The 12,764-nt window shown below is 66.0% G+C and carries 13 protein-coding genes; 9 read left to right on the forward strand and 4 right to left on the reverse strand.

From position 1 onward, the window contains the following. Positions 1 to 2 precede the first annotated feature (2 nt). The 4 genes from ACQY8M_RS19435 (at position 3) to nudC (ending at position 3,443) form a co-directional block, all read left to right on the forward strand. A complete protein-coding gene (locus tag ACQY8M_RS19435; protein ID WP_428675218.1) occupies positions 3 to 479 on the forward strand; it encodes a cytochrome family protein in 477 nt (158 codons plus the stop codon). 12 nt (positions 480 to 491) lie between these two features. Beyond that, positions 492 to 1,709 carry a chromate efflux transporter gene (gene chrA, locus ACQY8M_RS19440; RefSeq protein ID WP_428675220.1) on the forward strand — a complete coding sequence of 406 codons (1,218 nt, stop codon included), beginning with the start codon at positions 492 to 494 and terminating at the stop codon, positions 1,707 to 1,709. Positions 1,710 to 1,863: 154 nt separating this feature from the next. Beyond that, positions 1,864 to 2,406, forward strand: coding sequence for a Spy/CpxP family protein refolding chaperone (locus ACQY8M_RS19445; protein ID WP_428675222.1), 543 nt, complete (start codon positions 1,864 to 1,866; stop codon positions 2,404 to 2,406). Positions 2,407 to 2,510: 104 nt separating this feature from the next. Beyond that, positions 2,511 to 3,443, forward strand: coding sequence for an NAD(+) diphosphatase (nudC, locus tag ACQY8M_RS19450; protein ID WP_428675224.1), 933 nt, complete (start codon positions 2,511 to 2,513; stop codon positions 3,441 to 3,443). An 81-nt stretch (positions 3,444 to 3,524) separates the two neighbouring features. Here the strand turns inward: nudC and ACQY8M_RS19455 are convergent, their stop codons facing one another. The 4 genes from ACQY8M_RS19455 to ACQY8M_RS19470 form a co-directional block, all read right to left on the reverse strand. Beyond that, a complete protein-coding gene (locus tag ACQY8M_RS19455; protein WP_428675226.1) occupies positions 3,525 to 3,836 on the reverse strand; it encodes a hypothetical protein in 312 nt (103 codons plus the stop codon). A 369-nt stretch (positions 3,837 to 4,205) separates the two neighbouring features. Beyond that, positions 4,206 to 5,285, reverse strand: coding sequence for a type II toxin-antitoxin system antitoxin DNA ADP-ribosyl glycohydrolase DarG (gene darG / locus ACQY8M_RS19460; protein WP_428675228.1), 1,080 nt, complete (start codon positions 5,283 to 5,285; stop codon positions 4,206 to 4,208). 8 nt (positions 5,286 to 5,293) lie between these two features. Beyond that, positions 5,294 to 5,944, reverse strand: a complete 651-nt coding sequence (darT, locus tag ACQY8M_RS19465; RefSeq protein ID WP_428675230.1) for a type II toxin-antitoxin system toxin DNA ADP-ribosyl transferase DarT — start codon at positions 5,942 to 5,944, stop codon at positions 5,294 to 5,296. 2 nt (positions 5,945 to 5,946) lie between these two features. Then, positions 5,947 to 6,168, reverse strand: a complete 222-nt coding sequence (locus ACQY8M_RS19470) for a hypothetical protein (protein WP_428675232.1) — start codon at positions 6,166 to 6,168, stop codon at positions 5,947 to 5,949. A 618-nt stretch (positions 6,169 to 6,786) separates the two neighbouring features. Here ACQY8M_RS19470 and ACQY8M_RS19475 point away from each other — a divergent pair. The 5 genes from ACQY8M_RS19475 (at position 6,787) to ACQY8M_RS19495 (ending at position 12,758) form a co-directional block, all read left to right on the forward strand. Then, positions 6,787 to 7,914, forward strand: a complete 1,128-nt coding sequence (locus ACQY8M_RS19475) for an NADH:flavin oxidoreductase/NADH oxidase (protein WP_428675234.1) — start codon at positions 6,787 to 6,789, stop codon at positions 7,912 to 7,914. Between the two features lie 22 nt (positions 7,915 to 7,936). Next, positions 7,937 to 8,296 carry a response regulator gene (locus ACQY8M_RS19480; protein WP_428675236.1) on the forward strand — a complete coding sequence of 120 codons (360 nt, stop codon included), beginning with the start codon at positions 7,937 to 7,939 and terminating at the stop codon, positions 8,294 to 8,296. 9 nt (positions 8,297 to 8,305) lie between these two features. Further along, positions 8,306 to 10,477, forward strand: coding sequence for an ATP-binding protein (locus ACQY8M_RS19485; protein WP_428675238.1), 2,172 nt, complete (start codon positions 8,306 to 8,308; stop codon positions 10,475 to 10,477). 150 nt (positions 10,478 to 10,627) lie between these two features. Next, positions 10,628 to 11,614 (forward strand): HlyD family secretion protein, encoded by a 987-nt coding sequence (locus ACQY8M_RS19490; protein WP_428675240.1) that lies wholly within the window; start codon positions 10,628 to 10,630, stop codon positions 11,612 to 11,614. Positions 11,615 to 11,627: 13 nt separating this feature from the next. Beyond that, positions 11,628 to 12,758, forward strand: a complete 1,131-nt coding sequence (locus ACQY8M_RS19495) for an FUSC family protein (RefSeq protein WP_428675242.1) — start codon at positions 11,628 to 11,630, stop codon at positions 12,756 to 12,758. Positions 12,759 to 12,764: the final 6 nt, after the last annotated feature.

Consider the following 12,764-nt stretch of genomic DNA (forward strand, 5'->3'; position numbering starts at 1 on the left):
CGATGCCCAAGCTTGCGTTCTTCGGCTTTTGCGCGGTCGCGGCCGCAGTGACGGTGGGCGCGCTGGCCCAGGGCAATCCGCCGGCACCCGCCTATCGTCCAAGCCTCGGCGACCTCATGACCATGACGGTGCAGCCGCGCCATCTGAAGCTCGGGTTGGCCGGGCAGGAGAAGAACTGGGCCTACGCCGCCTACGAGCTGCACGAGCTGGAGGAATCGTTCGAGCACGTCGCGCATGACTGGCCGAAATGGCGCCAGGTCGAGATCGCCGAAACGATCAAGGCGACCATGGAGGCGCCGCTGGAGGCGGTCGAGCAGGCGATCAAGGCCAAGGACGCCGCCGGCTTCACGCAAACCTATGCGCGCCTGACCGAGACCTGCAACGCCTGCCATCAGAGCGCCAACGTCGGCATGATCGTTATCCAGGTCCCGAAGAGCTCGCCGTTCTCGAACCAGGACTTTCGTGCGCAGAAGCAGTAGAGCGCATCGGCGATGACCGCCGTCGCGGGCACGCCTGACACGACCTCTTCTGATGGCCCGTGGAAGGTTTTCCTCGTCTTCCTTCGCCTTGGGCTGACCAGTTTTGGCGGCCCGATCGCTCACCTCGGATTCTTTCGCACCGAGTTCGTCGCGCGGCGGCGCTGGCTGAGCGAGGAGCACTATGCCGACATCGTGGCGCTCAGCCAGTTCCTGCCGGGACCGGCCAGCAGCAAGGTCGGCATCATGGTCGGTGTGCTGCGTGCCGGTATAGCGGGAGCGCTGGCGGCGTGGCTGGGCTTCACGCTGCCGTCGGCGCTCGCGCTGATCGCCTTCGGCTACGGCGTTGCCGCGATCGGCGATCTCGCCGGGGCGAGCTGGCTGCATGGGCTGAAGATCGTCGCCGTCGCGGTGGTCGCCCAGGCCGTGTGGGGCATGGCGAAGAACCTCTGCCCCGACCGCGAGCGGCTGGCGATCGCGGCGGCAGCCACGGTGTTCGCGCTGATGGTGCCGACAACGCTCGGCCAGGTCGGCGCGATCGCGATCGGCGGGTTGATCGGCTGGTTCTTCCTGCCCGGCGAGACGATCGCCTTGACGCCGTTGCCGGTGCGCATCAGCCGGCTGTGGTCGATCGGCTCGATCGTGCTGTTTTTCGCGTTGCTGATCGGCCTGCCGATCGCGGTGTCGTCGACCGGCAGCCATGCGCTCGCGATGTTCGATGCCTTCTATCGTTCCGGCTCCCTGGTGTTCGGCGGCGGCCATGTCGTGCTGCCACTGCTGCAGGCGGCGACGGTGCAGCCGGGATGGCTCGGCAACGACGCCTTCCTGGCGGGTTATGGTGCCGCACAGGCGGTGCCGGGGCCGCTTTTCACCTTCGCCGCGTATCTCGGCACGGTGATGAGCCAGCCGCCCAACGGCTGGGCGGGCGGCCTGCTCTGCCTGGCGGGCATCTTCCTGCCGTCGTTCTTCCTCGCCATCGGCCCGCTGCCGTTCTGGACCTGGATCCGCCAGCACCCGGTCATGCGCTCGGTGCTGAAGGGCGTGAATGCGGCCGTGGTCGGGCTGCTGTTGGCCGCGCTCTACGATCCGGTGTGGACCAGTGCGATCCATGCGCCGGCCGATTTCGCGATCGCCGCGGTGGCCCTGCTGCTGCTGGTGTCGTGGAAGGCTCCCCCGTGGCTGGTGGTCATCCTGGGGGCCGCGGCGGCGTTCGCGGTGAGCTTGCGCTTCTGAAGCGGCTCGAGGTCGCCTCGTCAGGCCCGAGGCCGGATGCGGCGATCTCAAGCAGCATTCCGCGACGCAGACGGAACGTTGCGTGGGCCTGTGGCGCTCGCGGGGCGCCGGGTAGGCTGTCTGCTGTACGTTCGCCCAAGAAGGAGGCGCAGAGATGATGAGATTTCTGCTCGTCGCGTTGGTCGCGGGTCTTGCCGTTGCGCAGCCGTCGTTCGCTCAGGCACCCTACGGCGGTCTGCAAGCGCGCCCGGTCAAGGCCCTGTCGGAGCAGCAGATTGCCGACCTGAAGGCCGGACGCGGCATGGGGCTGGCCTTGCCGGCCGAGCTCAACGGCTATCCCGGCCCCAGCCATCTGCTGGAATTGGCCGACCCGATCGGCCTCACCGACGCGCAACGGCAGACGGTGCGTGGTCTGTTCGATGCCATGAAGGCGGAGACGATCCCGATCGGCGAGCAACTGATCGCCCAGGAAACCGAGCTCGATGCGCTGTTCGCCACACGTGAGGCGACGGCCGAGCGCGTCGCCGCGGTGACCGCGGAGATCGGAGCCACCCAGGCGCGGTTGCGGGCGGCCCATTTGCGCTACCATCTGTCGACCCTCGACCTGCTTCAGCCCGCCCAGGTCGAGCGCTACGCGGAGCTTCGCGGCTATCGCGCCGGCGGGGCAGGCGGCGTGCATCATCATCACGGGCGCTAACCCGGCTCGATGAGCGGAACAATTTGCAAGGAGTCGTTCCATCGGCTCCACCCATGACCGGACGGCGTTGCAGCCCATGGCCCCCTATGGCACGGTCCGCGGCCATGCAAAGACCCAGAAATCCCTATTCCAGCGCGGAGATCGACCGCGCCAGCCATGAACGCGAGAACGAGGAGCGCATGATCGAGCTCGCCTCGTCCGGCGCCGCCCGCTTCGTGCCGATCGACACCGAGCGCAACCTCGTCAGCAAGGGCGGCGGCAATCCCGAGCCGGTCTTCCTGCAGGGCATGATGGCCCGCGCCGTGGTCGGAGCCGCCGACCATCAGATCTTCCTCGGCTATGTCGACGGCACGCCGTACTTCGCCGTCGACGTCAGCGGCAAGGACACGCCGCTCGCCGAGATGGGCGAGTTCGTCGACCTGCGCCAGTTCGGCGCGCTGCTGTTCGCCAAGGAAGGCTCGATCCTGGCCTATGCCCGCGGCATGACCTACTGGCACAAGCGGCACCGCTACTGCGGCGTCTGCGGGGCATCGACGAAGGTGACGCGAGCCGGCCATGTCCGCATGTGCACCAACGAGAGCTGCAAGACCGAGCATTTCCCGCGCACCGATCCGGCCGTCATCATGCTGGTCCATCATGGCGACAAGTGCCTCCTGGGGCGCGGCAAGCAGTTCCCCAAGGGCATGCATTCGACCCTGGCCGGCTTCGTCGAGCCGGGCGAGAGCTTCGAGGACGCCGTGGCGCGCGAGGTCTACGAGGAGGTCAAGGTGAAGGTGCATGACGTCACCTACCGCTCCTCGCAGCCCTGGCCGTTCCCGGCCTCGGTGATGATCGGCTTCCATGCCGAGGCCGAGAGCCTCGACTTCGAGGTCAACCTCGACGAGCTCGCCTCGGCGCGTTGGATGAGCCGCGAGGAGCTTCGCCCCGAGAACCTGCCCAAGGACGGCTCCTTCTTCATGCCGCGCCGCGATTCGATCGCCCGCCGCCTGATCGAGGAGTGGCTCGGCCACGAAGCCGGCCCGTCGATCAGCGGGTAGGGGCGGTTACGCGACGGACTATCTCCCCACGCTGCGCGCCGGGAGATAGCATGAACATGAAGGCGGGGCTTCGCGTCAGCCTCAGGTGATCGCGATGGGGCTGCCGTTGGAGCCCGTGGCGCCCCTGATGGGCGCCGGGGCGAAGATGTAGAGGAACTGATACTTCCCGTCGGCGATCAGCGCCGTGAAGTCCAGGTTCTCGTGGTTGTAGATGCCGTTCTTGGTGATCAGCTCGCCATGGACCGGGAAGATCAGGTTCTTGTCGGGATTAGGCACCACTTCGGTCGCCCAGCAATCGGCGCCGGTCATGACCGCGCCCTTGTCGATCACCCATTTGCAGACTTCCAGGCCGATGCCGGGCTCGCCGCTGTTGTACTTGTCGTTGTTCTTCATCCACAGCTTCCCCCAGCCCGTGTTGAAGAAGAAGGCATCGCCCTCCTTGATGTTCTCAGGAGGGGGCAGAGGATTCAGAGAGCGCGTGCATGATCATGATAGATTGCTCGCATTGGACGAAACCCGAGACGGCAAACAGGGTGAAGGCCATGCAGGATAAGAATCTCTGCGGCAGTGAACTCACGTGGACAGCAGTCGGTCGCGCAACGCTAGTAGGGCAGCGCGCGCCGCAGCAGGTACCCAACTCACTCCTGTGCGAACTGCTCATCAAAGGGCCTACCGCCCGCACGACCTGTGGCACGTATGCCACCGAAGGCCAACTGAGCTTAGCGCATGCCGGCCGAGTTGACCCGCTCGGCCGTGAGTGGCTTAAAGCGAGTGGGCGAGCGTCGGCGCGGTGACATTACTTTGCCGTCCTACCCATCCCTTCTCCACCAACACGTCGAGAGCCAACCTAATTTGCTCGCGCGAGAATTGGCGTTTTCTGTCACCCCACGCATACGTGGCCGCGACGATGCGATCGATGTCGATGGTGTCGAGTTCAATTGCCACCCAATGTACTGTCGACAGCAGCTCGAGGCCGAATGGAGTTTCGAACCCTCGGACCACATCGGCAACACGCACAAATCGGGCGAGAGTGGCGGGCGTCTGCTCAAGTAGCCTGTTGGCATCTTCGAGTGCGCCAGGGACGACCTCGATCTGCTTGTCGGGGGCGTCGCCGCCGTCCTCGTAACCCGTCGTAAAGTGCCCCTCGACGGTGCGCATCACATGGCGCAGATTTTCCGCATAAGGTCCGTAGGTTGCCTTCCTGTACTTCAAGCGCAATGGCTCGCCCGACGCCTGCATGAAGTACATAAGCTTGTGAACCTCGAGCAAGGTCACGAACGGATCCAGCAAACAGCGCAAATACTGGCTGATCAGGACCACAAGCGCGGCGCGCCCAGGGGTCATCTTCGGGACATTGCTGGAGATGTTGCCGCGTCGATCCGTCGGGTCGTTGCGAGACTCGAAGACCATTATTCGAACATTCGGCAGGTCGCTCAGTTCGCGCTCAATACGAGCGCGAACATCCTCCCAAACCAGCCCGCCCAGCCCAGAGCCGAGAGGCGGCAACGCGATCGACTTGATGTGCTTGGCTTCTATGACACGCCTCAGGTCGACCAATCCACTCTCGATGTCCTCCATCCTGCTCTTGCCCTTCCAGTGGCGTTTGGTCGGGAAGTTGATGATGAAGCGCGGGTTAACGGTGTGTTGGTTCTCGAACACGAACATCCTGCCTGGCACAACCTCTTTCAAGTCGCACGCGCGGGCGTAGGCCGCGAAGTTCTCCGGGAAGGCATTTTTGAATTGCAGCGCAACGCCCCGGCCCATGATCCCGACACAGTTGACGGTATTCACGAGCGCTTCAACGTCGGAAGCGAGGAGATCACCGGTGGTGAAGGTCATCATCGCGAGCCTCAATAATACCAGTCAGTTTTGATCTCAATTCTCGGCTTGTGCGCCGCGTTTGAGATGATGGAGGCAACCTGACTGTACACGCCTTGAGAAGAAACGCCTATCCGCCGGAAGAGGGACCATGGAAAACTATGGCGCACCAGGAATTCGGCCTGCTTGCCCTCTTTGATGGCAGCATCGCGCCACAGGTTGGCCCTCACCGCGTCCCAGTTGATGCGGCTTAAGTCTTTGCGATCTCTGTAGAATTGGGTGTATCGGGCGGCTGCATTCGAGGCGGTGAACGCCCACTCTTTTCCAGTTTCCTGCGCCCACTCCACAGCCTCGTCAAATCTAGCCTCCAAGTGCACGATGGGGCCTTGCCCGCCCTTGTAAGCGAGCTCGGGATGGTTGCTCCGATGCAACAGGTAGAGCATCACCGACCGCGGGCAGAAGTAGAAGGGCACGAAGTCGCCAACCATGGTTCCCGGGTGACAGTGCACGGGAAGGTTTAGGCGATCGCTCTTGATGCTCCCCATTCCTATGGTGCTGCCGCTGACCACGTGCTGCTGAATAACTGAGTCGTAGAACAGAGCATTGGAGGCGAGGATCGACGGCAGCCGGTCGTAGTGAACGATATGGAAAATTTGAGGAGAGGTCGGGGGCAACCACGCCATGATCAAATTCCAGCTTCTGGCGTCAGTGGCGCACCCGGGTAGACCCACCTCACCCACAACGCGACCTGCTCGCGATGGCGGACCGGCGCCTCCGATCGCTGATCGCCCGCCTTCACCAGCCGGTGGGCCGCGCCGTCGGGCTCGACCGTCTGCCCGAGCGAGGGCGCCACGCTCACCGTCAGGCCGGTCGCAATCCGCATGATCTTAACGGCGCTGCTGATCACGCTGGCGGGACGCTCCTGCCATTGTGTGTTCGGTTGGAACTACCGGCCTCGCTCGAGCGGTCGTTGATAGCCTCGCCGCACTTCACGGCCGGATTTGATGACATCCTCTAGAATTTCCCAACTGGCCTCGCGCTCCAGATATGAGCGAAACTGTTGTCATGTCGACGCGTTCGGAAGATCGCGACCGGAGCGCGCAGCGGCCGTGAAGTCACCCGCCGGGGCATCAATCACGTGGCGAGCGGCCAGATATTCCTTGAACGTCATCGAACCAGCATAGCACCGAGCGGCGGCCGGGTGGGAAGGGGAACGAAGTTCCCGACAAGAGTCCCCGACAGGCTGTGGAATGGGTTCTCGGGCGACTAATCATCGGCACCAACGAAAGGGCAAAAACGCAGATGCGACGGGCACTTGATGTTGCTATAGGGCTCCCACGTCCCCGTAGCTCAGCCGGATAGAGCAGCGGTTTCCTAAACCGGAGATGGGAGATTCCTTGAGCTCGGCGCGTCAACCGGCGGACCTTTGGGACAAATCTAGCGTCGCCGCCAAGTTCTCTCGTTTGACCCCTCCGGCCCCCCATGAGCCGCACTGGAGTGCCGCGCTCCCAGCGAAAGAGTTGCCATGAGTGTTCTGTTCACGCCCGTCGAGCTGGGTGGCGTCACGCTGCCCAATCGCATCGTCGTGTCGCCGATGTGCCAGTATGCGGCCGTCGACGGCAGCGCCCAGCCCTGGCACCAAGTGCATTACGGCATGCTGTCGATGTCGGGCGCGGGGCTGCTCTGCCTCGAGGCCACGCATGTCGAGCGCGAGGGCCGGATCACGCAGGGCTGCCTCGGCCTCTACAGCGACGAGAACGAGGCGGCGCTGAAGCCCGTGGTCGAATGGGTGAGGGGCTGGATGCCTCATGTGAAGCTCGGCATCCAGCTCGCCCATGCCGGTCGCAAGGCCTCGGCGCAGCGGCCGTGGAAGGGCGGCGGGCCGCTCACCCAGGCCGATGCGCCCGACCTGCCGTGGACGACGTTCGCGGCTTCGGCGATCCCCTACGACACCAAGTGGCACACGCCGGTCGCGCTCGATGCGGTCGGGCTCGCGCGGGTGAAGCAGGCGTTCGTCGACGCCACCTTGCGCAGCCTGCGGCTCGGCTTCGACGTCATCGAGCTGCATGGTGCGCATGGCTATTGCCTGCACCAGTTCCTGTCGCCGCTCAGCAACCAGCGGACGGACGCGTACGGCGGCAGCATGGAGAAGCGCCGGCGCTTCCCGCTCGAGGTCTTCGAGGCCTGCCGGGCGCTGGTGCCGGCCGACAAGGCGCTCGGCATGCGTCTCAGCGCCACCGATTGGGTCGAGGGCGGCCTTACGATCGAGGACACGGTGGAAACCGCGCGCCAGCTGAAGGCGCTGGGCTGCGACTTCGTCGATGCGAGCTCGGGCGGCAATTCGCCGGCCCAGAAGATCGCCGTGACCCCAGGCTATCACGTGCCCTTCGCCGCCCGCATCCGCAAGGAGGCCGGGATCAAGACCTGGGCGGTCGGCGTGATCACCGAGCCCGAGCAGGCCGAGCAGATCGTGGCCTCCGGCGAGGCCGACTGCACCGCCCATGCCCGCGCCTTCCTGCTCGACCCGCGCTGGGGATGGAATGCCGCCCGGGCGCTCGGAGTAGAAACGCCGCCCTTGCCTCTACCCGCGGCGCGGGCGACAACCATCCTGCCGTTCAAGCCTCAGCCCCAATTGGCCCGAGCGGCGGAATAGGCGGCGGCCTTATAGGAGCTCCATGTCGAGCGTGTTGTTGGCTGAGGACGAATTCCTGATCCGTGCCGTGCTGGTCGATGCCCTGGGTGACTCGGGCATGACCTGCATCGAGGCCGCCACGGGCCAGGCGGCGCTCGACGTTCTGGCGGGCGACACGCCGCTTGCGGCGGTCATCGTCGATCTCGGCCTGCCCGACATGTCGGGGGAACGGGTGATCGAGGCAGCCGTGCGTCATCGGCCGGGGACGCCGATCATCCAGTGCTCGGGCTCGCACCTGCGACCGCCCGACGTGGCCGGCCAGAAGATCCATGTCTTTTCCAAACCCTACAATGCGGAGGAACTGTCGAGGTTCGTGGCCGCACTGGTTCGCGGCGCGGGCTGACCAGGTTTCATGCGCCGACTCCTGAAAGGGCGCACCTGGCGCATCCGCGGCAACAACGCGGCGGAAGCTTCCATGGTCGTGGCGGTGGCGGCGCTCGTGCTGCCGCTGCTCCTGTTCGCAGGTGCGGGCGCGATCACCTACCGCGAGACCCGCCAGCAGGCCGATGAGCGGATGGCTCGCACCCTCGACCTGCTTTACACAAGCGTGCGCACCACCTTCGAGAGCGAGTACCTGGTCGCCGCGAACGTCACCGAGATGCTCGCGGACGTCGGCAACGCGGAGATCAGGTCGAACGAGCAGCGGATCCATGAGCGGCTGGCGCGGCTGATCGCGCCGCTGCCCCAGGTCGAGAATGTCTGGGTGCTGGACGAGCAGGGCGCGCCTCTCGTCACCGCCCGGACCTACCCCTTGCCAGCCGGCCTGAACTACAGCGACCGTGCCTACTTCATCGCCCACCGCGATAGCGGTGCCCAGCGCAGCGTCAGCCAGCCGACACGCGGCAGGCTGACCGACCTCGAGTACTTCCAGTACAGCGAACGCCGGCTGCAGCCGGACGGCAGCTTCGGCGGCGTGGTCGTCGTGTCGATCTCGCCGGCCTATTTCTCCAACCAGTTCTCGCGCGCGTCCGATGCCAAGGGCTTCACCGCCTCGATCATCCGCGCCGACGGCCAGATCCTGGCGCGCTATCCTGCCGTCGGCCCCACGATGCTCGGCCCCGCGACCGGTTTCATGCGCACGATCGCGAGGCTGCCGCAGGAGGGGCGCTACGGCGTCGATGCCGGCGCGGTCGACGGCATCGGCCGCACGTTCGTGTATCGCAAGCTGCCCGAGCTGCCGATCTACGTGGTGCACGGCTATGCCAACCAGACGATCCGCGACGCCTGGCTCGCGCGCATGGGTTCGCACCTGATCTTCGGTGTTCCGGCGACGCTCTGCCTCTTCATGCTGGCCGTTCTGGCTGCGCGCCGCGCAGTGCAGGAGAATAGCGCGCTTGCGCAGCTACGCGAGGAGCAGGTCCGCCGCGCGAGCGTCGAGGAAAGCCTGCGCCAGGCGCAGAAGATGAACGCCGTCGGCCAGCTCACCGCCGGCATCGCCCACGACTTCAACAACCTGCTGACCGGCATCGGCGGCGCGCTCGAGATGATCCGGCGCCGGACAATCCAGCCCTCGCCGGACGTCGAGCGCTTCATCGAGCTCGGCCGCAACGGCGTCGCCCGTGCCGCCACCCTGACGCAGCGGCTGCTTGCCTTCTCGCGTCAGCAGCCGCTGCAGATCGAGGCGATCGACGCCAACCGGCTGGTCGCCGGCATGTCCGAGCTGCTGCGGCGGACGCTGGGCGAGAAGGTCCGCATCGAGACGGTGCTGGCGGGCGGGCTGTGGCGCGCCAAGGCCGACGTCGCCCAGCTCGAAAGCGCAATCCTGAATCTTGCGATCAACGGGCGCGATGCCATGCCCGAAGGCGGCGCCCTGACCATCGAGACGGCCAACGCCCATCTCGACGACGCCTACGCCGCAGCCAACGTCGAGGTGACGCCGGGCCAATACGTGCTGATCGCCGTGTCGGACACCGGCACCGGCATGGAGCCGGAGGTCATCGCGCGCGCCTTCGAGCCGTTCTTCACCACTAAGCAGCGCGGCCAGGGCACCGGGCTGGGGCTCAGCATGACGTTTGGCTACGTCAAGCAGGTCGGCGGCCATCTCAAGATCTACAGCGAGGTCGGCCACGGCACGACGATGAAGCTCTACCTGCCGCGCGCGCTGGGCGAAGCCGACGCGGCCGCCGAGAAGACCGTGCCGCCGGTCGAGCGGGTGGGGAAGGGGCCGGTCGCATTGGTCGTCGAGGACGATCCCGTGGTGCGCGAGTTCGCCGTGTCGGCCTGCCGCGAGCTCGGCTGCACCGTGCACCAGGCGGGCAGCGGCGCCGAGGCGCTGGCCGTGCTCGAGGGCAATGCCGACATCGCGCTGCTGTTCACCGATATCGGCCTGCCGGGCACGATGAACGGCCGCCAGCTGGCCGATGCGGCGGTGGCGCGCCGGCCGGAACTGAAGGTCCTGTTCACGACGGGCTATACGGCCAATGCCATCGTTCACCATGGCATGCTGGATCCGGGCGTGAATTTCATCGGCAAGCCGTTCTCGATCTCGGCGCTGGCGGCCAAGATCAAGGGCATGGGCTTCTAGGCCGGATGGCTAGGCCGGCGGCGCTGGCGTATCTTCGCGTCGATGAGCCCCGATTCGGCCCAACCCGTGCCGGCTGACAACGCAGAGGCCAAGCCTGCGCCGGCACCGGAGCCGCGCCCTCCGGAGCCGCCCGCGCCAGAAGCACCGCGGATGTCGGCGGTTGCGCGCGCCCGGTTGCGCCGGGTCGTTACGGTCGGCGGCACGCTGCTGGCCCTGTTCGTAGCCTGGGAAGCCTTCACCTCCTTCATCGCCTATACCGACGATGCCTACGTGCGGTCGGATCTGGTTGCCGTGGCGCCGGAGATCACCGGCCCGATCACTGCGGTGCATATCGTCGACAACCAGGCCATCAAGAAAGGCGACAGGCTGGTGACGATCGATCCGCTGCCGTTCCAGCTCGATGTCAACCAGCGCCAGGCGCAGATCGACGAGTCGACGGCGTTGCTCAAGGTCGCGCAGGAGGAGCTGGCGACGGCCGTGGCGGCACTCGACCAGGCAGTCTCGTCCCGCACCTACGCAGCCGAGGAGCAGTCGAGATATGCCGACCTTGCCAAAAACAGCTACGCGCCGCGCGCAGAGCTCGATAAATGGAACGACGAGCTGAAGCGCGCCCAGGCCGGCATCACGATTGCACAGACCGCGGTCACCAAGGCCCAGACCTCCATCGCCGTGCAGCACGCGGCACTCGACCTCGCCAAGGCGCAGATGGCAACGGCGCAATGGCGGCTGAGCAAGACGGAGATCGTGGCGCCAACCGACGGCACGGTCACCAATCTCACCGTGCGCGTAGGCGACACCGGGACGCAGAACATTCCGCTGATCGGCATCGTCGATGCCAATGCGTGGCGCGTCATTGCCAACTACAAGCAGTACTACGTCCGATCCTTCAGGATCGGCGACGAGGCCTGGGTGTGGCTCGACAGCGCGCCCTGGAAGCTCCATCGCGCCAGAATCACCGGTATCGCCCGCGGCTTCAGTCGTGACGAGCGGGCGCCGATGCTGTTGCCCTATGTCGCCCCGACCACCGACTGGATCCGTCTGCAGCGCCGTATCCCTGTGACCATGGTGCTGGTCGATCCGCCGCCAGGCGAGGTGCTCTACATGGGGGCGGACGCCCGCACCGTCATCTTCCAATGAGCCACCTCTTCCAATGAACCTGCGCCGTTTCACCCGAGACGTGCGAGACGACATCGCCGAGATCGGCGGCATGATGGCCGGAGCCGTCGACGGCTATCGGCGCGAGTTACTCGAGCTTGGCGAGGATCCGGCGCGCACGCGACAGGGCCTCGTTGCCGCCTGCTCGGTCATGCTGGCCACCACGCTGGCCCTTCTGTTCCACCTCGAGGCGCCATGGTGGGCCGCGATCAGCGGTTTCATGTCGCTGATGGCCACCGGCGCCGGGTCCTTGCGCCGCGGCACCCTGCGCATGATCGGCACGATTGCCGGTGCGTTCGTCGGCTTCGTGATGTCGCGCTGGCTGCTCTACGACCAGGTCGCGCTGTGCCTGTTTCTCGCCGCCGTCACCATGCTGGGCGTGGTCGCCATGCAGGTCAGTCCGCACGGGCTGGCCTGGCTCTTCCTGACCATCACCTCGAGCCTTGTGCTGCTGTCGAGCCTCGACCAGCCGCAGCAGGCGTACAGCGTGGCCTGCTATCGCACGCTCGAAGTGGCCGTCGGGGTGGCCTCGGCGATCATCACGGCGAACCTGCTGCAGGACTGGCATGCCGATCCGCCGCCGACCGCGCCCGGATGGCGCCACCTGCTTGGCCAGCAATGGCCGGCCGTCCTGCACGGAGCGCGCTCGGCAATCTCGGTGGTCGCGGTCATTGTCGTGTGGATCCTGCTCGATTTGCCGCAGGTTTCGGGGATGGCCATCTCGATCGCCGTGGTGATGTCGGCGCCGGCCGCACCCGGCGGCCTCGACACCCGTCACAGCGTGGCGATCCGCGCGGTCCATCGCTTCCTCGGCTGCCTGCTGGGCGGCGTGGTGGCATTGGGCTGCCTGGCGCTCAGCGTGACGTCCTTTCCGTGGTGGCTGGCCATGATCGGCGCGGCGGCGTGGGTCGGCATGCATATCCAGGTCGGGCGGCACGGCGTCGGCTATCTCGGCACCCAGGCGGCGTTCGTGTTCATCGTCACCCTGGTCCAGGGGTCGGAACCGCCGTCCAGCATCATGCCTGGCCTCGACCGGTTTGCCGGCATCGCCGGCGGGCTCGGCATCCTGCTGATCGTTTCGCTGCTCATTTGGCCGACCGATGCGGAACAGGCGGAGGCACGCTAGGTTCGG

The organism is Reyranella sp., from assembly GCF_965279465.1.
Classification (GTDB): domain Bacteria; phylum Pseudomonadota; class Alphaproteobacteria; order Reyranellales; family Reyranellaceae; genus Reyranella.